Origin of the sequence: Caballeronia zhejiangensis (assembly GCF_000698575.1) — a bacterium.
GTDB classification, from domain to species: Bacteria; Pseudomonadota; Gammaproteobacteria; order Burkholderiales; family Burkholderiaceae; genus Caballeronia; species Caballeronia zhejiangensis.
In genome coordinates this window covers 1-4465 of record NZ_JFHD01000083.1, presented here as the reverse complement: position 1 = coordinate 4465, position 4465 = coordinate 1, and the positions used below count along the sequence as shown (strand labels likewise).

At 62.4% G+C, this 4465-nt stretch carries 2 protein-coding genes; both read right to left on the bottom strand.

The genetic code is table 11. From position 1 onward, the window contains the following. Positions 1-994 precede the first annotated feature (994 nt). On the bottom strand, positions 995-3301 hold the full coding sequence (locus BG60_RS35875) for a cytochrome P450/oxidoreductase (RefSeq protein ID WP_034474604.1): 2307 nt from the start codon (positions 3299-3301) through the stop codon (positions 995-997). Between the two features lie 43 nt (positions 3302-3344). Then, the gene (locus BG60_RS35870) at positions 3345-4367 is read right to left on the bottom strand and encodes an autotransporter domain-containing protein (protein ID WP_277621808.1); all 1023 of its coding nucleotides are present in this window, start codon (positions 4365-4367) and stop codon (positions 3345-3347) included. Positions 4368-4465: the final 98 nt, after the last annotated feature.

The following is a 4465-nucleotide window of genomic DNA, read 5'->3' as shown; positions in this document are numbered from 1 at the left end:
CCCAGTTCCGGCGCCGCGATTTTCGCGAGCGAGCCGCCGAATTTGCCTACCGCCGTACGCGCGGCCGATACGATCACTACGTCAGTCATTTTCTATCCTCGTGAAACTGCGAAAGCGTCAACGGACTTCCGTTTGCGAAGCGATGCACGCCATACGGAAACGCATCCATTACGAATGGATTCGGTGAGTTCGATTCGAACCCGGGCGATTGATGCGCAGCGTCGATTGCGGAGCGATGTCCGACCGTCCGATGCTTGAGCGAGCGACTTTCAAAGGGCGTCGCGCCGACTGCGGGATGACCTCGCCTGAAGGACGCGGTCTCTTCCGCATAGAAAATCCCGAACGGGATGCGGCAAACGTGCAGCCAATTGCGTGGTCCATTTATATGGGCCTTTAATAAAATCTCTCAGGTTCAGCACCGCCCTTCTCTTTCGCCTTGCCGCGCAAATCGCGCAGACGCAATTCCACCGCGCGAATTTCGCGCAGTCGTGCAGCAAGGTTTATCGGAAGTTATTCGGTCGTGCGTGCTTGTGCGACGCACCAAATTAGTAACAATTCTAAACGCAAAACATGCGTAAAAAATTTCATATTAGTAGGTAAAAACCCTAGATCGCGGAAAAACCGCTTATCTTTCATGTAAGAAATTCGCGAATTACTCGAACGCACGTTCAATAATCATCCTATATTACGGTGAAAATTGCGCGGTTGTATGATCACTTTGCGCGAATTCAGGTAATTAGGTAATACCTAAGCCCGGCATTTGAAGCATGCGCTACATTGAAAAGGTTTGCGCCGTCTTTAACGTTATATTCGAATTAACTACTGGGTATAACCATTCGATCTTTAATCGACGTGGTTATTCGGACACATATGACGCCATGATGAAAGTGCGAGCCATTAATCGATTGCCAATTGCTGCGGCATTTTGACATCCGTCAACAAAAAGTAATTGTGCCGGGCGGCAGCAAAAGCCGCCCGACGTTCGGCCAAACCTTCACAGCGCCAGAACGAGCCTTTTGCCCTTCGCGCGCGAACAGCACGTCATCATGCGATTGTTCGACTGGCGTTCGCCCCGGGTCAGCACCACGTCGCGGTGATCGATCTCGCCTTCCAGCACGCGCACCTCGCACGATCCGCACAGCCCTTCTTCGCAGTCGCTCTGAACATCGACGTTCGCGCGTCTGAGCGTCGTGAGCAGTGTCTGATCGGCCGGGACGGTCAGGACGAGGCCGGAATCCTTCAGTTCGACTTCGAACGCGCGTTCCTTTTCGGGATCGAGCGTGCCGATCTTCGATTCGAAATGCTCGATTCGAAGCGCGTCTTCGGGCCACGACGCGCTCGCGTCGGCGAGCGCGTCGAGCATCCGCGCCGGGCCGCACGCATAAACGCGCGTGCCCTCCTCCACGGCGAGCGCGGCGAAGTCGTTGCGCACACCCTCTTCCGAGACGTACGCGCGCAGACGCTCGCCGTGCAGCGCGCGCATTTCAACGAGAAGGGCCATGGACGCGCGCGAGCGTCCGCTGTAGTGCACTTCGTAGTCGATGCCGAGCGAACGCGCGCGACGCGCCATGGAGCTGATCGGCGTAATGCCGATGCCGCCCGCGATCAGCACGAGCTTCTTGGCGGTCTCGTCGAGACGAAAGTGATTGCGCGGGCCGCGTATGCGCCAGTGCGCGCCCGGCTTCACGTTCTCGTGCACCCACGCCGAACCGCCACGGCTCTCGCTCTCGCGCAGCACGGCGATTTCGAACGCGCGGGCGTCGGCGGGATCGCCGCACAGCGAATACTGGCGCGAGATGCCGGTCTCGCCGCACACGACATCGATATGCGAGCCCGCCGTCCAGCGCGGCAGATCGCGTCCGTTCGCCGACACGAGCCGCACGCGCACGATGCGATCCGCGCATGTCTCGACCGAATCGACGATCACCGCGCGGCTCACCGCATGCGACGACGGCTCGCCGATCCGCACGACCGCGCGCGGCTCGCGCACCGATGAATCGGCGCGCTCGGGATTCATCGCCGGATCCCATTCCACATATAGATGCTCCGGCCCGCGAAACGACGTGTTCGGCACATACGTGAAGCGTTGTTCGGCGAGGCGCATGTGCGGCAGACGGCGCGTGAGCTCGTCGAGAAAAACCTGCATCTCCATGCGCGCGAGATTCTTGCCCATGCACTGATGCGCGCCATAGCCGAACGTCAGCTGATCGCTGGCGTTTTCGCGGCGGATGTCGAAAAGATCGGCATCGGCGAACTGATGTTGATCGTGATTCGCCGACGACGTCACGATCAACAGCTTCGATCCCGCCGCGATCTCGATGCCGCCGATCGTCACGTCCTTCGTCGCGAGCCGTCGCCATGCAGCGACCGAGCCGTTATGCCGCAAGCACTCTTCGACTGCGTTGGGAATCAGGCTCGGGTCGTCGCAGATGTCGCGCCAGGCGTCGGGGTGTTGCAGCAGCAGTTTCATCGCGTTCGCGGTCGCGTTGGCCGTCGTCTCGTGCGCGGCGACGATGCCCGCCATCATCATCGAATGCAGATAAGAGTCGGTGACGACTTCGGGCAGCTCCTTCTGCTTGCGGATGCCGTATTGCATCCAGCCGGGGCCGGACGGATCTTCGCGCATCTTGTCGAGCACCTTGCCCGCGTATTGCCAGAACTTGCCGACCGCGTGCGCGACTTCGACCTGTTCCTCGGGCTTCGGCCGTCCCCATGTGTTGACCGTGTGCGCAATCGAATAGCGGCGCAGCGTGTCCATGTCTTCTTCGGGCACGCCAAGAAAATGCAGGGCGACGGTGAGCGGCACTTCCCACAACATCTGATCGACGAGATCGGCGCGGCCATCGTCGATGAAGCGATCGACGTACTCGCGCGCGAGCGCACGCACCATCGGCTCGTGATGCGCGAGCGCTTCGGGCGTGAACGGATCCATCAGCGCGCGGCGGCGCGGCATGTGCGCGGGCTCGTCCTCGTTGACGAGCGTGCGGTTCAGCGCGAATCCGTAGGACGCGAGCACCGCGTTCGCTTCCGGGCCGGTCGGCGTGATTTTCTCGAGCGCGATCGACGGACTGAACGTGATGTTGTCGCGGAAAATCGCCTTGATGTCGTCGTAGCGCGTGACGACCCAATAGCCGAGCTTCGGGCTGTAGAACACCGGTTCCTGTTCGCGCGCCCATCGCACGTATTCGGGCGGGTCTTGCTGATAGCCGTCGCCGAACGGATCGAACTCGGCCGCGCCCGCGCTGATCGGGCAGCCGTTCGGTGCTTTGACGTGGAATGGGCAATGCGGCGCAGCGGTCATGCTCGTCTCCAGTTTTTTTCGCGTGACCACAGTATGCAACGCGTCACCACTTCCAGCGCACGCCCAATCCTCCGCCGATGGAATCGCGATGCGAACCGCCGATGTTCGTCGAATAGACGAGGTTCGCGAAGAGACTGCCGCGCGCGCTCACTTTCGCGACGATGCCCGCGCCGAATTGCGCGGTCGTCGCGGAGACGTTCGTCGGAATGACGGTCGTGCCCGCGAACGTCGTGGTGTCCGTCGCGCCGAAGTAGCGCCACAGGTTCGCGGTCACATACGGCTCGAAGGTCGTGCGGGCCGCATCGAAATGACCGTAGAGGCGCACACCGAGCCGGCCGACGAAGCCGCTCGCTTGGTCGAAGGACACGGACGAAATGCCGTCGTCGATGTCGTGGAGATTCGCGTGTTGCCAGATGAGTTGCGCTTGCGGTTCGATCGCGAGGCGGGCCGATAGCGGAATCGGCAGACCCGCTTCGACCGATGCGGCGAACGCGCTGCCGTGCGTCGTCGCGCCGACGCCGCGGTTCGATTGCGGATCGGCGGTGAGCGAACTGCCGAGCAGCACGGCGTCGGTGTACCAGCCGCCCGGGCCGATGTGCGTCCAGTACAGCCCCGCGCTGTACGCGTTGATCGACAGGTGGCCGACGCTCGAGTTCGGAAAGCCGAGTGCAAAACCGTCGACGTCGCCGCTCGCGCGCGCGAAGCCGAGGAAGAAGCCGTAGTGATTTCGATGACCGGCCGGCGTCGCATCGGCATGGATATCGTGGCCGACCTGCAGGCCGCCGATGCCGCCGCTGAATTCGGGATCGGCCGCGCCGCTGTTGTGCTGGGTCGCGTGGCCGCCCCAAACGCGCGACCACGCGGCGGGCAGCGCGCCGGTTTCCGTCAGCAGCGACTGCTCGCCCTGACGTTCGTGGAATGTGCCGATCTGCTGGATCGCGAGTTCGCGGACGATCGGCGACAGCTCTGCGTAGACGGGCACTTCCATCCGATAGAGCGGGATCGGCGCCGCGCCGGGCGGCGGTGGCGGCGGCAGCGGTGGTGTACCCGCGGCGGCGGTTGGTATGGGTTCGGGCGTTGGGGCTGGCGTTGGCGTCGGTGTTGGACTTGGCGTGGGCGTGGGCGTCGGAGCCGGCGTCAGTGTTGGTGGGGACGGCGGCGTCG